Below are 15,221 nucleotides of genomic sequence, written 5' to 3'. Positions count from 1 at the left end.
TCTAGCACTTCGACAGCGCGTTGCACTTGGGAGGGTTTGTCCATGGCCGGCACCACTGCGGAAACCATCGCCTCGGCCCCGCCGATAGGCGTGCGGCTGCTCAGCCGCAGCTCAGGGGTCGGACGGGGTGCGGCGAGCCGACCCGGCTGGGCGCGGGTCGCGTACTGGGCGATCCTGCTGGCGGCGGTGGTGCTGTTCAGCTGGGACATCCAGAACAGCGGCTATCACGCGTTCTACTCGGAGACCGCGCGCAGCATGACGCAGAGCTGGAAGGGCTTTCTCTTCGGCTCGTTCGACCCGGGCAACACGATCACCATCGACAAGCTGCCGGGCTTCCTGTGGCCGCAGGCCCTGTCCGCGCGGATCTTCGGCTTCCGCCCTTGGGCGCTGACCCTGCCCCAGGTGATCGAGGGCGTGCTCAGCGTCGTCGTACTGCACCGCGCGGTGCGCCGTTGGGCGGGGGAGAGCGCGGCCCTGCTCGCCGCGGGCGCCTTCGTGCTCACCCCGGCGATCGCCGGACTGTTCCGCACCGAGGTCGAGGACCCGCTGTTCACCCTGTGCGTGCTGCTCGCCGCGAACGCCGGCCTGCGGGCGGCCCGTGAGGGCCGGCTGCGCTCGCTGCTCGCGGCCGGGGCCTGGATCGGCCTCAGCTTCCAGGCCAAGATGCTGGAGGCCTGGGCGATCCTCCCGGCGTTCGGCCTGCTCTACGTCGTGTCGGCCCCCGTGACGCTGCGCCGCCGCCTCGCGCATCTGGCGGCGGCGGGCGCGACCTGCCTCGCGGTGTCGGCGTCCTGGGTGCTGCTGGTGACCCTGACCCCGGCGCAGGACCGGCCGTTCGTCGACGGTACGACGGACAACTCCGCGTTCAGTCAGGTCGTCGGCTACAACTTCCTCACCCGTTTCTCCAGCCTCGGCGTCAGCGCGAAGTCCACCGGAAGCGTCGCGGCGCAGAGCATGGCCGGAACCGATCCGGTGCCTCACACCGGACAGACCCTCACCGAGTGGGCCAAGATGTTCGGGCCCTCGCTCACCACCCAGATCGGCTGGCTCTATCCGATGGCCGCGCTCGCCGCCGTATGCGGACTGGTGTGGCTGCGCGGCCGGCCGCGCACGGATCCGCTGCGGGCGGGCTTCCTGTTCTGGACGGTGTGGCTGGCCACCTACTTCCTGGTGTTCAGCGCCGGCGCAGTCGGCGCGCACACGTACTACATGGGTGTGGTGGGCGTTCCGATCGCCGCGCTGTTCGGCGGCGGAATGGTGCAGTTCTGGCGGGCCTGGCGGCGTGGCGACCGGGCCCGGCTGTGGGCGCTGCCGACGGCTGTCGGGTGCACGGTCGTGTGGTCGGCGTTCGTCGCCCACCAGTTCCCGGCGTTCCTGCCCTGGCTGGCGCCCACCGCGTTCGTCCTCGGCGTCGGCGCGCTCGCGCTGCTGATCCTCTCCCGCGTCCGCGCCGGGATGCCAGCCCGGGCAGCAGTGCTGGGCGTCGGGCTGGGCATCGCCGCGATGCTGCTGCCGTCCGCCGCCTGGGCGTCCTCGGTCCTCACCACCCAGTACGGCCACTCAGGCATGGGCGCGGCCGGCCCCGTCTTCGTACGGCACGGCAGCAAGTACCGCAACAGGGCTACCTGGTCCTCCTCCCAGGGCAAGACCGCCCCGGTCCGCTCGACGTTCAAGGGCGCCGGCCACGAGGGGCTCACTCGCGAGGAGCAGCGTCTACTGGAGTACACCCGGGCCCACCAGGGCCGCGCCACCTTCGTCTTCGCGACGACCAGCTGGCGCGCCGCCTCCCCCTACATCCTCTACGCCGGTGCCCCGGTCCTCCCCATGGGCGGCTTCACCGGCGCCGTCCCGACCCCCACCGCCGCCGGCTTCCACCACCTGATCGGCACCGGGAAGGTGCGCTACGTCGTCCTGGGCGGCGCCGCCACCGACCCCGGCACCGTCAACGCCGCCTGGGTACGCGGCCATTGTGCCCGGGTACCCAGCCAGACGTTCCATCTCTACGACTGCTCGAAGCCGCCCGCCCCGCACAAGGCACAGGCACGGCACCACCGTCACGCGGGGAAGGCGGACCGGGCCAGGGCGCCGAAGTCCAGTACGTGAGTCGTGCCGTTGACACCCCGCGCCAGGTCCGAGGGTGGCCCCTGCTCTGGCCCTGCCTCTCTATCGCTCATACATTCGATTCTAGGTCTGGCGGTAGCGAGCGGGGGCTGGAGGACTCCCGGTGTCCACGACCTGGCCGGCCTCGACGTCGACCAGCACGGTGCCGTCGGTGCAACCCGCGGCAGCCGCCGGATCGTCCGCACACACCTCGCCGCCCTCCGTGTGGGCACGGCCGAACCTGTCCGCGCCGACATTCCGAGCCCGCGCAAGATCACCTCGTGGATCATGCGGCCCCGGGAGACGCTCACCGAGAACCAGGACGAGCGACTCCTTCAAGTACGGCTCGCGTGCCCCGACATCACCCGGGCCTGCGATCTCGCTCGGGCGTTCGCCGACCTGGCCCGCCACCAGCGCGGATACCTGCTGCTGGAGTGGATCCGGCAGGCTGAGCAGGACGCGCCGAAGCCCATGAAGGGCTTCGCCGTCTTTCTCCGACAGGACCTCGACGCGGTCACTGCCGGACTCACCCTCCGGTGGAGCTCCGGGGTGGTCGAAGGGCATGTGAACCGGGTGAAAACACTCAAGCGGGCCATGAATGGCCGAGCCTCGTTCGAACTCCTCCGGACCCGCATCCTCAAAAACGGCCCATGAGACAGTCGGGCACGGCTCACCGATCGTCACCGAGGAGAAGGATCCATGAGAGCGTTGCCCGCCGTCACCGGCCGTGATGAGTTCGATGCCCTGGTCGTCAGAACCGACTACCTCGACGATCAGGCGTGGCGGGACGTGGCGGCGGCGCTGATGGAGCCCTGGGCAGACAGGCAGTACGAGGCAGACGTCCACTTCATCGACGATCCGGCCTGGGCAGGGGCGACCGTTGACGAGGTGCTGACTGCGGTCTGCGGCGACGACAACCTGGCCGTTGTCTTTCTCGCCGACCGTACAACCATGCAGGCCGAGAGCCACCCGCTGCTGGCGGTCACCACGCTGACGCGGGAGGAGTGCGTGGACGAAGAGGACTACGAACAGCTGACCGAGTTCGGTCGCGATTTTCGCACCATCCCCGCAGGGCTCCGCGACGTTCACGCGAACCTGAGCATCGGCAACCTGGGATTCGAGGAGTACGCGGCATGGGCTCACGATGATCCCGAGGGGATCTACCGGTCCTCCTGAACGGGCTCACGAAACTGCGGACAGAGCCTGAAAATCGGCCACTGTCGCTCTTCGCCCCACTTTGTTGCCGCTTGAACGGTGTGGGGAAGATGGGCATCGAAGAGCATGCGTGGGCCCCACCGACCGTGGGTCGGCGGGGCCCAGCGATGGTGAACCTCAGCTGGAAGTCAACTGATCCGCCGGCACTTCGAACTCGACGTGTCCATCGATCGATTCGAGTCCCCAGGGGGCAACGGAGACCTTGACGGTGCCCGAAGTCGCTGTGCTGTCGCCGGGGGTCAGGATCTCGCAGAGAATTTGGACCGCATCGGGATAGCGGGAGTCGGGGGTCCGGCCGTCCCCTTTGGCGAAGACAGGCCATTTATCGACGAAGGCCACTGCTGCCCAGAGCCTGTTTCCGGGCTTTCGATGCAGGTCAAAGCCGTGATCGTGCGTGACGGCGGCTCCGCCGGTGGCTTGGGCGGGGAACTGGTGACAGGGACTGTGTCGATTTCGCCGGGGGCTGTTCGTGTAGAGGGTGAGCCGGGCCGCGGAAGAGCGGTCGCAGAGGACAGGAGCAGATCATGCGGTCGATCACGGCGACGATGTCGGTCACCCTCGATGGAGTTGTCCAGGGCCTTGGCCGCCCGGACGAGGACACCCGCGGCGGATTCGCCCACGGGGGCTGGGGCGGGCAGTACAACGACCAGGTCATGGGCCAGGAGATGGGCAAGAGCATGACCAAGCCCACCGACATGCTCTTCGGCCACCGGACCTGGAACGACTTCATCAGCGCGTGGGCAGGAGCGACCGACGGCAACCCGTTCACCACACATATGAACGCGGCCACGAAGTACGTCGTGTCCAGGGCCCTCAAGGACGCCGACGCCTGGCAGAACTCGATCCTGCTGAGCGGGGAGGCCGTCGAGACGGTGGCCGACCTCAAGGCCAGCCCCGGCAACGACCTGTCGATCATCGGCAGCGCCTCGCTCATCCGCTCCCTGCACGCCGCCAGCCTGGTCGACCACTACCAGTTGCTGATCCACCCGCTGACCCTGGGCAGCGGCACGCGCTTGTTCGAGGGCCCCGCGCCGCTCACCGAGTTCGAGCTGACCGACTCCGTCACCACCACCAAGGGCGTGATCATCGCCCGCTACTCTCGCCGATAAGAGAGGGGCCGTGCCGCAGTATCTGCTCTCGATCTACCAACCGGACGGCACACCGTCCGACGCCGAGGCCCTGGCAGCGCCCCGGCCCCGTCCTTCAGGCACCAGTTCCACACAAGTGGGCGGAAGGGGTTGGGCGCGGCGACCTGATACAGATGGAGAGCGTTGGGCAGTGTCCAGGGCGCGCTCCAGAGTCAGCACTGGGGCGCCGGACGGGGCCTCGGTGCAGTCCGGGGCGTGGACGACGCCCCGGCCGGAACCGCGGCCGCCGCCCAGCTTCCGCAGGACCCGGCCGGTCGGCCGACGCGGCCCGAGGATCTGCCGACGCGGCTTCCCACGATCCGCGCCCTGGTCCAGGAAATGCCGTCGGCCGTCACAGCCCAAGCCACGGGCCACACCCCCGAGTGCGCCGCCATGCCATTGCGGCCGGAGCTCCTGGCCCGCTTACCCCTCCTACCGGCGTCATCTCCACCAACTTACGACGTCGTGAGACGGATGCCGCGCTTCGTCACGATGTCAGGGTCTCCCGCTCTCGGATCGTGCGGGGCGTTCCTTACGGTCATTGACACGGCCCCGGCTCCGCTGGCGCGATGAGCCTGGCCCACCCTGGGTACCGTGTGAACATGCCTAGTTCCGCGGAGCTGCGTCGGTCGCGCCGGATTCACCGCTGGATGGGGATCATCCTGCCGGGGGTGATCCGGCGCATGATCAACGGCCGTGCGCCGCAGCCCGGTTGGCTGCCTCGCCGCCAGCTGACCGTGGTGTCGGGTGACGTCGACCTCGACGAGGGTATCGGCGCGGTCTGGCTGGTGTGGCGCCCCAGGGCTGCGAAAGCCGAGACGCACACCGCGCTCATGGAGCTCTGCGGTGAGGAGTGGCGGTACACGGGCGGTGGCAGCAGTTCAGATGGTGACCTGCCTGCGGGAAGGTCGGCGGCGGCCCAGCCCGGACAAGTCGGCATGATCGAGCTCGGCGGAGGCGCAGGCGTTCTTAGCCGCGCCTACCGCCTGCGGCATCCGCATCCGCATCCGCACTCGATCGGGCCGGTCCCCTGGATCGGATGCAACGAGCTCCAGGTGGCCGCGGAGGTGGATCATCTCCTCCTCGGCGAGCGACGGATCGAGGTGCCCGGGAACGGCAGCCTCATTGTCGTCTGGAAGTCCCCGTCCACAGGCCGCGGGGGGATACGACCGCTCATCGTGGCCGTGGGGCGCGACGGCTCGGAACTCTCCAGGATCGGCCCTCACGAAGCATGGACAGCTACACCTGGGCGAGGTTGAGCGACCAGTACGGCTTATCTCTGGATGGGTGTCGGGCTCATGATCGGGTCCAGGTCTGGTTGGTGTCTGCGTCGCAGGTCCGGAGTTCGAGTTGGGTGCCGTTGCCGGCGCCGTGGTCGGTTGTGTCGAGGCACTTGCCGGAGCCGACGTTGACGATCGTGCCGTCGGAGCGGGTTCGCCACTGCTGGCCGGGGGTGCTGTTGCAGTCGTAGATCTGTAGCGGGGTGCCGTCGGTGGTGGCTCCGCCGGTGGCGTCCAGGCAGCGGTTGGCGAACACGGTCAGTTCGCCGCTCAAGGTGGAGGACCATGTCTGGTTGGTGCCGCCGTTGCAGTCCCACAGTGCAGGGCGGGTGCCGTTGGCCTGGTTGCCGCCGGGCAGGTCCAGGCAGCGGCCGGACTGTTTCCCCTTGTAGACGGCGGTGGTGTTGGCGCGGTACCAGGTCTGGTTGGTGCCGCCGGTGCAGGTCCAGATCTCCAGCAGGGTGCCCGGGGTGGTGTCGCCTGCGGTGGCGTCCAGGCACTTGCCGGAGTTGGGGTTGACCACGGTGCCGTCGCTGTTGACGGTCCACTGCTGGCCGGGGGTGGCGTTGCAGTCGTAGATCTGCACCGGGGTGCCGTCGGTCGTGGCGCTGCCTTTGGCGTCCAGGCACTTCGCTCCGCCGTAGACCGTGAGTTGACCGGTCGGGGAGGCGGTCCAGGTCTGGTTGGCCTGGCCGTGGCAGTCCCACAGTGCGACCTGTGTGCCGTTGGTCTGACTTGCGCCGGGTACGTCCGCGCACAGGCCGGACTGGCTTCCCTTCAGCGCGCCGGCCTGGCCGCGGGGGGAGCAGGTCGACATGCCGGAGGTGTAGGGGCACAGTGCCGTCACGAAGCCGCCGTTGGCGCCCTCGGGCACGGACAGGGTGTCGGCGTTGGTGACGACGCGGGTCTCGCGGGTCAGGGCGCCGGAGCCGTCGCGGACGGTCTCGGCCAGCCACTGCCCGGCCCCGAGGAAGTTCAGCGGGGTCTGGAAGGTCTTGGCGGACAGGGCCGAGACGCCGCCGACGAACCAGCGTCCGCCGGCGCGGCGTGCCACGTACGCGTCCTTGCCGGGGCTGCCGCCGAGCAGGCGCGTCTCGTCCCAGGTGGTGGGAAGTTGGTCGAGGATGCGCAGCGCCTCGGGGTGTGCCTCGTAGCTCTCGGGGCTGTCGGCGAAGTGCTGCCAGCCGGATTCGAACACGACGGAGGTGGCCAGTTCGTGGGCGTCGGTGGTGTCGCGGCCGGTCATGCTGAACACCACGGGGGTGAAGTCCATGCTGGAGACCGCGTTACGGGTGTAGGGCAGGATGGTGTTGAAGGCGGCGCGGTTGTGGAACTGTTCCGAGCCGTACACCGCCTCGGCTGTGACCACCTGCGGCCAGGTGCGCTGCATGCCGCGTGGCATGGCGGTGCCGTGGAAATTGACCATGAGCTTCAGGTCCGCGGTCTGGGCGAGGACGGCGTCGTACCACTGCAGGGTCGGCTGGGTGTACTCGTCGATGAAGTCGATCTTCAGCCCGGCCACTCCCCAGTTCTTGACCTGGGGCAGCCACTGGTCGCGTTGCTGTGCGGTGCGCAGGTCGGAGGAGTTGAACCACAGGATGACCTGGACGCCTCTGGCCTTGGCGTAGGACACGATGTCCGGTACCCAGGAGGAGGACCAGCCCTCGTCGATGAGGACGTAGCCCCAGCCGTGGCGTTGGGCGAAGTCGATGTACTGCTTCTGCCGGGCCTCGCTGGACGGACTGCTGTGTTCGGTCAGCCAGGACCAGGCGACGGCGCCGGGCTTGATCCAGGAGGTGTCGGCGACCTTGGAGGGGGCGGCCAGGTCGTCGACGATCGTGGACTGGGTGACGCTCGCCAGGTCGCCTAGCGCGGCGGTGCGCCACGGTGTGGACAGCGGCAGCGTGGTGGTGATCCCGCCTTCCAGTTGGGTGGTGTAGGTGGCGGAGCCCGAGGTGTGGGACAGGTAGGAGGCGGCGTACCTGCCGTCGAGATCCGTCTCGGCCACCAGCGCGTACGCGCTCCCGACCTGGAACAGTGCGGGCAGGTGGTAGGTGTTGGTGGGAGCGTTGCCGGCGGTGGTGGCGAACCATTGGCCCTGGTCCTCGCGGTCGGGCGGTACGAGCCATGCGTTGGACGAGGCCGGGACCGTCCACGACGACGCCTCACCGGTCACGGTCACCGATCCGCTGCCCGGCAGCACATAGCGGTAGGCCACACCGGCGTCCGAGGCGCGGACCACGACGTCGAGCCGGGTACCGCCGGTGCCCGAGAAGGACAGGGTCGTCTCGCTGTAGGCGGTCTGCCGGTTGCGCTGCTTGCCCGTGGTCATCGCGTACGACTCGGTCACCGTGCGGTCGCTGCGCTGCAGGAACGTCAGGTTCTTCGTCAGGTCCGCGGCGCTGGTGCGGATGCCTATCGGGGACGGTGACAGCAGGGTCTGGCCGTGGCTGGAGGCGTCGAAGGTGAGCGTGCCGTTGTCCAGCGTGACCTGTGCCGCCGTCGGGGAACCCGCGGACGGGCCGGTGACGGTCCAGCCGGTGGCCGCAGCCGCGGTGTGCGCCGGCACGACCAGGAAAGCGAGCGGCAGCAGCAGTGCCACCAGACAGCGTTGCAGCAGGCGTCTGGGTGGGGTGGTGGGCGTGAGGGTGGGCATGGGCGTCCTTCGGTAAAGGGAGAGGCGGTGACGGCGGGGCGTGACGAGGTCGTCGCAGGGCGGAGATCCGGGGGCCGCGCAGCCTGATTCATGTCTGGTCGCGGGTGGTTCAGGCGGTCGCCCGAGCCGGCCTTCGTTCCGTGCGCGTGTGGGGGAGAGGGCCCCGCCGGGCCGTGAGCAGGAGTGGGGGCCCACGACCCGGCGGGAGTCGGGGATGGCTAGGACATCCGCCAGATCTGGTTGGCGCCGCCGGTGCAGGTCCAGATCTCCAGCGCTGTGCTGTTGGCCGTACCGTGTCCGACCGCGTCCAGGCACTTGCCGGATCCGACGTTGACCACGCTGCCGTTGGAACGCACCCGCCACTGCTGGTTGGTGCCGCCGTTGCAGTCGTAGATCTCCACCGGGCTGCCGTCGGCGGTGGCACCGCCCGTGACCTCCAGGCACTTGGAGTCGTAGACGGTCAGCTGGTTGATGGTGGAGGAGGTCCAGGTCTGGTTGGTGCCGCTGTTGCAGTCCCACAGGGCGGGCTTGGTGCCGTTGGTCTGGCTGAAGCCGGGGACATCGACGCAGCGGCCGGACTCCTGACCCTTGACGGTCCCCGAGACCGCGCCGCGCATCCAGCTCTGGTTGGTGCCGCCGGTGCAGGTCCAGATCTCCAGCGGGGTACCCGGGGTGGTGTCGCCCGCGGTGGCGTCCAGGCACTTGCCGGAGTTGGGGTTTCCCACGGTGCCGTCGCTGTTGACGGTCCACTGCTGGCCGGGGGTGGCGTTGCAGTCGTAGATCTGCACCGGGGTGCCGTCGGTCGTGGCGCTGCCTTTGGCGTCCAGGCACTTCGCTCCGCCGTAGACCGTGAGTTGACCGGAGGGCGTCAAGGTCCAGGACTGGTTGGCGGCGCCGGTGCAGTCCCAGAGCGCGACCTGTGTGCCGTTGGTCTGGCTCGCCCCGGGCACATCCGCGCACAGGCCGGACTGGCGGCCCTTGAGGATGCCGCCGTGGTTGCCCGGCGGGTTGGCGGTGACGGACAGGTTGTCGAACTGGTCGGTCTGGTAGCCCACCACGCCGATGCCGATCTGGCCCGCCGCGAAGGAACTGTCGGTGGTGGTGCCGAGGGTGGCGCCGTCCGCGGTGGCGGTGATCTGGTCGCCGGAGAAGCCGAGGGCGAGCGTGTGCCACGCGTGGGTGCCCAGCGCCGCCCGGGTTCCGGAGGCCAGCGTGGTCAGGGTGCCGGCCGCCGAGCTCTTGACGATGGACCAGGCGCCGGTGTCGCTCACCCGCAGCAGGTAGGCGGCTTGGTGGCTCTGTGGACGGTTCTGGGTGTTGGCCCGGCCGAGGAGTTCGACGGTACCGGCCTGTTGCAGGTTGACGTCGGCCTTGACGGTGTAGTCGGTCCACGTCGGATCGCCGAGCAGCGAGAAGGCGTCGGAGTCGTCCTGCCATTCGATCGGTTTGACCGGGGTCACCTGCTGAATGCACTGCCCCGACCGGCCGTCGGCGCACGGACGCGCCTCGAACGAGCCCTGCATGTCGGAGAGATACGTGGCCTCGCCGCCGGTGACATCGTTGTCGAACGTGTCGTTGTACGGCAGCGCGAGGGCGTGGGCGGCGGGTGCGGTGGCGGTGCCCTTGCCCTGGCCGGTGGTTGTGCTGACCGTGTAGATCCAGCCGGGCTGCAGCGTCAGCGCGTACGAGCCACGGGTCGGGGTGATGTCCTGCGGGTGCACGAAGTCGGTGGACGGGCTCGGGCTGTTCACCCGGGTCGCCCACACGTGCACTGCGCCGGTGGACAGGCCGCCCTTCACCTGGACGTCGACGGTCTGTGCGGCGGTGGCGGTGGTGGTCTCCAGGACCGTGGAGTAGTCGGACCCGTTCGGCGACTTCAAGGTCACATAGGTGCCGTTGGACTCGGCTCCGTCGAGGTAGCCCGACGCGGAGTCGATGAACTTCCAGCCCGGCTGGGTGAATTGCGTGATCTGGGCGGTCGCCCAGGTGTTCTCGCCGATCGAGTAGTTCCCGGACCACGGCGAGTTCGCGGTGGCCAGGCCGACCGTGCTGTACGGCAGGTTGGAGTAGATCGCCGCGACCAGCGGCCAGTTGAGGTACGCGGTCATCCGCGCGTCCACATAGCCGCGCACGATCGAGCGGATCAGTGCCGGTGCCCCCGCGTCCATGTCCAGCGAGCCGTTCTCCGACGCCCACAGCGGCTTGCCGTTGTTCTTCGCCGTGGTGGTGCTGGAGCAGGTGTTGGCGTTGCCGCCGTCACCGCCCTGGCAGGGGTAGTGGGCGCCGATGACCGACACGGCGTCGTTGAACGCGGTGTTGTTCGCCATGTCGTCCGCAACGCTCCAGCCCGAGTCGTCGGCGACGATCTGCAGGCTGCCGTATCCGGCGTTGTTGAGCGCGGACCGCAGCTGGACGTACCAGTCGGCGTCGTGGCCCCGCTCGTTCCAGCCGCCGAGGTAGCTGATGGTCAGGCCGTGCTGCTTGGCACAACCAAGCCAGGAGACCAGGTAGTTGATCGTGTCGGTGGACCAGAAGCCGCCGCTGATCCAGCCCGGGGCAGCCCAGGCCAGACCGTAGAACTTGATGTTCGGATTGCGGGCCTTGGCCTGCTCGGCGAGCCAGAACTCGTAGCCGGCGTCGCAGTTGATCTGTCCTTTGCTGTGCTCGATGGAAGGCTCGGAGCCGTCGGTGGAGTTGGCGTCCCCGCCGATCTCCAGTTTGAGCAACTGCAGGTTCGCGCCGTACCCCGGCTTGAACAGGTAGTCCAGGATCTGTGACTGCTGGGCGGCCGGATAGTCCCGTAGCAGGCGGGAGTTGCCGCCGCCGCCGCTGATCGCACCGATCCCGTCGAACGTCCGGCCACTCTGACCACCGTCCACGGTGATCGTCGTGGCAGCGGCGGCATACGCCGGGGCTGCCCCGGCCGACAGCCCGGCGGCCAGAAGGGCCAGAAGCCATAAGGGCAGGAGGTATCTCATGGTTCGTCGCACAGTGGGTCCTTCACCATTGGGGGGGGATGAGGACAGCTTTGAGAGCGCTCTCTGGCAGAGGGTCGACCCATTCCTTGGGGCGGCTTGGGCGACAGTGTGGGGTTGTGTTTGAATCAAGGTCAAGGTCTGCACCAAAGAAACATGTTCCAAAGGGGATGGGAGGCGATCGCCCCCACTCGATTCCAGCCACGCGACGCATGACCGGTCGCCGGCGCCCACCGTCGCTTTCCGCGGCAGAGGCCGCCCCTGCCCTTGCTGAAGGAGTCTCTGTCCCGCTGCCCCCGCCGGTGTGTACTCGCTCTCACTCCACGGCTCGCCCCGAGAGCCGTTCCACGCCGCGCAGCACTGCGGAGTGGTCCAGCGTGCCGTCGCCGTCGCCGTCGCCGTCGTCGTCGCCGCCGTTGGCGTTGGCGTTGGCGTGGGCGTGGGCGTGGGCGTGGGCCATCAGTTGGGCGGCGAGGGAGCCGAAGGGGAGCACGGCGCCGACGGCGTGGGCGGTGTCGGTGACGACGCCCATGTCCTTGTGGTGGAGGTCGATGCGGAAGCCGGGCTTGAAGTCCCGGTTGAGCGTGGCGTCCTTCTTGCGGGCGATTACGGTGGAGCCCGCCAGGCCGCCGCCGAGAACCTCCAGCGCGGACGGGAGGTCGGCACCCTCTTCGGCTTCGGCGGGGCGTTCGCTGATCATGACCATCGGGGTGGAGAACCGGGTCTGACGCTGCTGAGCCTGGCGGTGCGCTTTGCGGCGGGTGCGTCCTGTGCGCAGGGCGCGAGCCAGTTCGCGGCGGAGTTCGCCGCGGCCTTGGACGTAGAGGGCCTGATAAACCGTCTCGTGGACCACATGCATCTCCGGCCGCTCGGGGAAGTTGGCCCGCAGAGCCTGGCAGATCTGCTCGGGGCTCCACCGTAGGTCCAGGCGGTCCTGGATGAACTTCCACAAGGCGGGGTTCTGTCCGATCTTCCCGGGCTTGGGCCGGGGCCGGCGGGCAGCCGCGCGGTCCTGGGCGGCATAGGGACGGTACTGGCCGTTGACCGCGTGCCGATTGCGGCGGATCTCGCGGCTGACCGTGGACGGGCTGCGGCCCAGCTCTGCCGCGATGGCCCGGATCGTGGCCTTCTCCCGGAGCCGGTCGGCTATGTGGATGCGGTCGGCGTCACACAGATACCGGGACGGACCCGAAGGCGGTACCACCGCAGTGACCGGAGGTACCGCCTTCCGCCCGCCAGAGGCATGACGGCCGTTTCGCCAGCGCTTCCCTGTACGCAGGTTGATGCCAACGATCCGGCTGGCCTCCGAGAAGCTCGTTCCTTGATCCACAAGCCGAAAGTATTCCTCCCGCTTGTGGATCAAGGGAGCGAGCCCCCGATACTTCCGTTCCCTGCGGCTCTCGATGTCCATCGCACCCCTTGAACTGGGGTGTTGCGACGACCGCCAGAACCCAAGGAGTTCAGCAGGGGCCCACGGTGCAGAGAGCTGCGGAGGGCCGGGGCCTGTCCTCGATGAGTGGCATGCCGGCCGACATCAGCTACCGTCTGCTGCCGGTGTGACGGCCCGGCCTTACTTCAGATGTCGGGTGAAGAACTGGGCCGCGGCGTCCCCCGCGAACTGCGGGACGCCGGTGTGGCCGCCGAGATGGGCGTGCAGGGACTTCTCCTTGGAGCCGAAGGCGTCGAACAGGTCCAGGGCCGCCTGCCGGTTGTTCCCTTCGTCGTCCCACTGCAGCAGGACGTGCAGTGGGATGGTGACCTGCCGGGCCTCCTCGAACAGGGCGCGAGGCACGAAACTCCCGGCGAACAGAACGGCGGCCGAGATGCGGGGCTCGACCACCGCCAGCCGGATGCCGATGGAGATCACTCCCCCCGAGTACCCGACCGGGCCGCCGATCTCGGGCAGCGAAAGGAGGGCGTCCAGGGCGGCCTGCCATTCCGGGACCGCCTTGTCGATCAGCGGGAGGATGAGGGCGTCGACGATCTCGTCGCTGACCGGCTCGCCGGCCTCCATCGCCCGGCGCAGGTCGGCGCGGGCCTGCTCGGCGGCGGGCCAACGGGGCCGGTCGCCGCTTCCGGGGAGCTCGATGGTGGCCGTGGCGAAGCCCTCCGCCGCGCAGTGCCGGGCCCGGGCCGCCAGTCGGGGGTACATCTTGCGTAGCCCGAGGGGAGGGTGGCCGAGCAGGATCAGCGGCACCGGTGCGGATGCCGATGCGGGTGTCCACAGGATGCCGGGGATCTCACCGAGGGTGAATTCGCGTTCGAGGACGCCGTCGTCGAGGCGTTGCTCGGAAGTGAAATGCATGGTCATGCCTTTCGGGAGTGCACTGGAACGGCGCTCCCGGACGACCTGTCTATCGCCCGACCATGACCCCTGAGGGGAGCACCCATGTCGATACTGCGTTCACGGGTACCACCTCCTCGATCTCTCGCACGGCCTCCAAAAACGTAGCAGTGGTCACCCTCGTCCGCCAACAGGTTTTTGCGGAGTCTCTGCGATGGCAGGGTGCACCGGCGCTGTCGTTTCTCATGAACATCGAACACGACGCGCCGCCGACGCCTCCCCAACTCGTGTAGAGGTGCTGTCGGTTCTCGTGAACAAAGCCACCCATAGCAGTAAAACCCGCCTGACGCCGAGTTCAAGGCCGCGAAGCGTCGCTCTCCCGGCCGTCAGGAGTTGCTAGGGAGTCGATTGCCTGACGGGTGTCTGGGCAGGCAGCGGCCCCCGTTAACACCCCCGGCCTGGTAGCCGCGCAACCCCCACCACCATGTTCAACGGCACTCAAGATGCCTATGTGGGTGGTGGTTTGAAGGCATGCTGTGTGCCGACGGATACGGACGCATGCCGGTGGGGTCGGGATGTTCGTTGGCGTCGACACCTCGCCGATGAGGAGGGCATGCGAAGGCCCTCCCGCCGATCTCTTGGCCGAGTCCGGGAGGGCCGTGCGGCGCATGGAGGCGCCGGTGCTCACGGTAGAGGCGGACGCGGCCCGGGTCGCAGTGAGCGAGGTGGTCGGCGACTGACAACCTGTCTGCTGAAGAAGGCATGCCAGGCGTTCTCCGTCGACGCTCTCCGCGCCGCCCGCATTTCGCCGGCGACGTCCGCCCCGGCGCATCTACGGTTTCAGCGTGTCTGCCATCACAGCGCTGCCGTTGGCGATGGCCGAGGAACTCTTGCATTCCATCCTTCCCGCTGCGTCCGTCGGGGAGATCGTTCTGCGTACTGGCGGGGAGCTGAGCACGATCTTCGAGATCCGGTTCGTCGGGGCGGCCGAGCCGGTCGTAATCAAGATCTATGACGATCAATGGCGCTGGAAACAGGAGAAGGAGATCTACGTCTACCAGTTGCTTCAGCAGCACGGTGTCGGGCCGGTGCCTGCCGTGCTGCACCATGGGGACGCCGACAACGCGCTCGGGCGCTGCCACACGGTGATGACGATGCTCAGGGGCCAGCCGTTGTCCGCCGTCGGCCACGCCCTCGACAGGGCATCACTGCGGGAGATCTACCGCCAGATCGGGGGCTGCATGGCTGCAGTCCACCAGATCCCGCAGGGCGCCTACGGATACCTCACCACGCGGGTTCTGGATCCCGAGCCGACGAACACCGCCTATATGACAGGGCAGTTCCACAAGAAGCTCAAGGAGTACGCCGATCACGGGGGCGATGCGGAGCTCGCGACCGCCATCGAAGCGAAGGTCGCTCGGCAGGCTGACCTGCTCGGCGCGTGTCGGCGTGCCGTGTTGTGCCACAACGACTTGCACGAGGGCAACGTCCTGGTCGCCGAGGAAGGCGGCGCATGGCAGGTCAGCGGCTTCATCGACGTGGAGAACACGATTGCTGCGGACGACAGCCCCACCTGAACACCCA

General features: G+C 68.6%; 11 protein-coding genes. 6 read left to right on the top strand and 5 right to left on the bottom strand.

Annotation, left to right across the window (positions count from 1 at the left end):
* Positions 1–42: 42 nt before the first annotated feature.
* From ACFZDJ_RS25325 to ACFZDJ_RS25315, 3 genes are read left to right on the top strand one after another with little or no spacing between them, the layout of a single operon-like run.
* Complete coding sequence (locus tag ACFZDJ_RS25325; RefSeq protein WP_390937475.1) at positions 43–2,103, top strand: glycosyltransferase family 39 protein; 2,061 nt, start codon at positions 43–45, stop codon at positions 2,101–2,103.
* Positions 2,104–2,106: 3 nt separating this feature from the next.
* Complete coding sequence (locus ACFZDJ_RS25320) at positions 2,107–2,754, top strand: transposase (protein ID WP_391061779.1); 648 nt, start codon at positions 2,107–2,109, stop codon at positions 2,752–2,754.
* A 45-nt stretch (positions 2,755–2,799) separates the two neighbouring features.
* On the top strand, positions 2,800–3,276 hold the full coding sequence (locus ACFZDJ_RS25315; protein ID WP_390937468.1) for a DUF6924 domain-containing protein: 477 nt from the start codon (positions 2,800–2,802) through the stop codon (positions 3,274–3,276).
* Positions 3,277–3,432: 156 nt separating this feature from the next.
* Here ACFZDJ_RS25315 and ACFZDJ_RS25310 read toward each other — a convergent pair whose 3' ends face one another.
* Entirely contained in the window at positions 3,433–3,654 is a 222-nt protein-coding gene (locus ACFZDJ_RS25310) for a hypothetical protein (RefSeq protein WP_391061777.1), read from the bottom strand.
* Positions 3,655–3,839: 185 nt separating this feature from the next.
* Here ACFZDJ_RS25310 and ACFZDJ_RS25305 point away from each other — a divergent pair, with 185 nt between their 5' ends.
* Both ACFZDJ_RS25305 and ACFZDJ_RS25300 read left to right on the top strand, forming a co-directional pair.
* Positions 3,840–4,424: a dihydrofolate reductase family protein gene (locus ACFZDJ_RS25305; protein ID WP_384926719.1), complete on the top strand. Its 585-nt coding sequence runs from the start codon at positions 3,840–3,842 to the stop codon at positions 4,422–4,424.
* A 620-nt stretch (positions 4,425–5,044) separates the two neighbouring features.
* Entirely contained in the window at positions 5,045–5,701 is a 657-nt protein-coding gene (locus ACFZDJ_RS25300) for a hypothetical protein (RefSeq protein ID WP_391061773.1), read from the top strand.
* Between the two features lie 37 nt (positions 5,702–5,738).
* Here the strand turns inward: ACFZDJ_RS25300 and ACFZDJ_RS25295 are convergent, their stop codons facing one another.
* The 4 genes from ACFZDJ_RS25295 to ACFZDJ_RS25280 all read right to left on the bottom strand — a co-directional run bounded on the left by ACFZDJ_RS25295 (position 5,739) and on the right by ACFZDJ_RS25280 (position 13,658).
* Positions 5,739–8,378 (bottom strand): glycoside hydrolase family 97 catalytic domain-containing protein, encoded by a 2,640-nt coding sequence (locus tag ACFZDJ_RS25295; RefSeq protein WP_391061770.1) that lies wholly within the window; start codon positions 8,376–8,378, stop codon positions 5,739–5,741.
* Positions 8,379–8,596: 218 nt separating this feature from the next.
* A complete protein-coding gene (locus tag ACFZDJ_RS25290; RefSeq protein ID WP_391062473.1) occupies positions 8,597–11,356 on the bottom strand; it encodes a ricin-type beta-trefoil lectin domain protein in 2,760 nt (919 codons plus the stop codon).
* Positions 11,357–11,669: 313 nt separating this feature from the next.
* The gene (locus ACFZDJ_RS25285; protein WP_391061768.1) at positions 11,670–12,764 is read right to left on the bottom strand and encodes an IS30 family transposase; all 1,095 of its coding nucleotides are present in this window, start codon (positions 12,762–12,764) and stop codon (positions 11,670–11,672) included.
* Positions 12,765–12,923: 159 nt separating this feature from the next.
* Positions 12,924–13,658 (bottom strand): dienelactone hydrolase family protein, encoded by a 735-nt coding sequence (locus ACFZDJ_RS25280; RefSeq protein ID WP_391061766.1) that lies wholly within the window; start codon positions 13,656–13,658, stop codon positions 12,924–12,926.
* Between the two features lie 824 nt (positions 13,659–14,482).
* On the opposite strand from ACFZDJ_RS25280, the gene ACFZDJ_RS25275 reads away from it, so the two are divergent.
* Positions 14,483–15,214, top strand: coding sequence for a phosphotransferase (locus ACFZDJ_RS25275; protein WP_391061763.1), 732 nt, complete (start codon positions 14,483–14,485; stop codon positions 15,212–15,214).
* Positions 15,215–15,221: the final 7 nt, after the last annotated feature.

Source organism: Streptomyces sp. NPDC007896, assembly GCF_042959425.1.
In the GTDB taxonomy this organism is placed as follows: domain Bacteria; phylum Actinomycetota; class Actinomycetes; order Streptomycetales; family Streptomycetaceae; genus Streptomyces.
This window is presented reverse-complemented; position numbering and strand designations above follow the sequence as displayed.

Excerpts from the sequence above, each read along its gene's own strand:
- ACFZDJ_RS25315 (WP_390937468.1), top strand. The coding sequence starts at position 2,800 with ATGAGAGCGTTGCCCGCCGTCACCGGCCGTGATGAGTTCGATGCCCTG.
- ACFZDJ_RS25305 (WP_384926719.1), top strand. The coding sequence starts at position 3,840 with ATGCGGTCGATCACGGCGACGATGTCGGTCACCCTCGATGGAGTTGTC.
- ACFZDJ_RS25285 (WP_391061768.1), bottom strand. The coding sequence starts at position 12,764 with ATGGACATCGAGAGCCGCAGGGAACGGAAGTATCGGGGGCTCGCTCCC.
- ACFZDJ_RS25300 (WP_391061773.1), top strand. The coding sequence starts at position 5,045 with ATGCCTAGTTCCGCGGAGCTGCGTCGGTCGCGCCGGATTCACCGCTGG.
- ACFZDJ_RS25295 (WP_391061770.1), bottom strand. The coding sequence starts at position 8,378 with ATGCCCACCCTCACGCCCACCACCCCACCCAGACGCCTGCTGCAACGC.
- ACFZDJ_RS25325 (WP_390937475.1), top strand. The coding sequence starts at position 43 with ATGGCCGGCACCACTGCGGAAACCATCGCCTCGGCCCCGCCGATAGGC.
- ACFZDJ_RS25290 (WP_391062473.1), bottom strand. The coding sequence starts at position 11,356 with ATGAGATACCTCCTGCCCTTATGGCTTCTGGCCCTTCTGGCCGCCGGG.
- ACFZDJ_RS25280 (WP_391061766.1), bottom strand. The coding sequence starts at position 13,658 with ATGCATTTCACTTCCGAGCAACGCCTCGACGACGGCGTCCTCGAACGC.